Origin of the sequence: Protofrankia sp. Cj3, from assembly GCF_917627355.1 — a bacterium.
Classification (GTDB): Bacteria; Actinomycetota; Actinomycetes; order Frankiales; family Frankiaceae; genus Protofrankia.
Genome location: NZ_CAKJTR010000284.1, coordinates 4036 through 4893 on the forward strand (window position 1 = coordinate 4036; position 858 = coordinate 4893).

Here is an 858-nt window from a genome sequence, read left to right on the forward strand (position 1 = left end):
GGGCCTCTGAGCTGCCAGGTTCCACTGTCTCCGCAGCTCAGCACGGTTCAAGACGATCAGTTGCCTGCTCTGGAGTGTCCGGCGACGTCTGATCGTGTTCGGCGACTCACGGCACATACGCGGCACGGCCGCAACACCAGCGTCGGCGGTGCCGCCGGGTCGGCGCCGTTCGGTCGGCCGATGCCGAGCTCCGCCTCGATCCGGCGGAGCTGGACGCCGACATCCCCGTCGATGCACTTCGCGTACACCCGGTACAGGACTCCGATCGAGTGGCCAGCCCACTCCGCGACCTGCGCGCCCTGCACCCCAGCGCTCAGCCAGGGACCTGTCGGACGACGCGTTCGTGTTCTCGCACGACCCGGCGGGGGCCACGCCCTGGAACCCGGACTCGGTCACCCAACGCGTGGCGATTGTGGCTGAGAGGGCTGGCGTCAAGGCGACTGTCAAGTCGTTCAGACACTACAACGCCACCCAGCTCCTGGCGGCTGGTGTCGACCTACAGACGACTGCCGGACGGCTCGGTCATGGCTCAGGCGGGGCGACGACCCTGCGTGTCTACGCACACCGGACCAGCGAAGCGGATCGCCGTGCTGCTGCCGTCCTGACCGCCGGGCTCCCGGCCCGTCCAAAGGCGGCTACGGCATCCTGACGCTCCTCTGCCTGTCGCCGTTTCCCGCGGCAGGACCGGGGTCGCGAAGCGCCGTCTGTGGTCAGATCCCCATCTTGGTCATGCCGTCATGTCGGCCATCGCTACGGCGCCGTCTTGCTGATCGATGGTTTCACCCGTGCTTGAGCGGGATCGAGGAATACGGATATCCATCACCCAGTCGATGGGGTACCTACCTCAGCGCGGTTCCC

1 protein-coding gene is annotated in these 858 nt (G+C 67.5%); it reads left to right on the forward strand.

What is annotated here, in order from left to right:
- The first annotated feature begins 343 nt into the window (after positions 1 to 343).
- On the forward strand, positions 344 to 649 hold the full coding sequence (locus tag MJ783_RS22370) for a tyrosine-type recombinase/integrase (protein WP_239313651.1): 306 nt from the start codon (positions 344 to 346) through the stop codon (positions 647 to 649).
- Positions 650 to 858 lie beyond the last annotated feature (209 nt).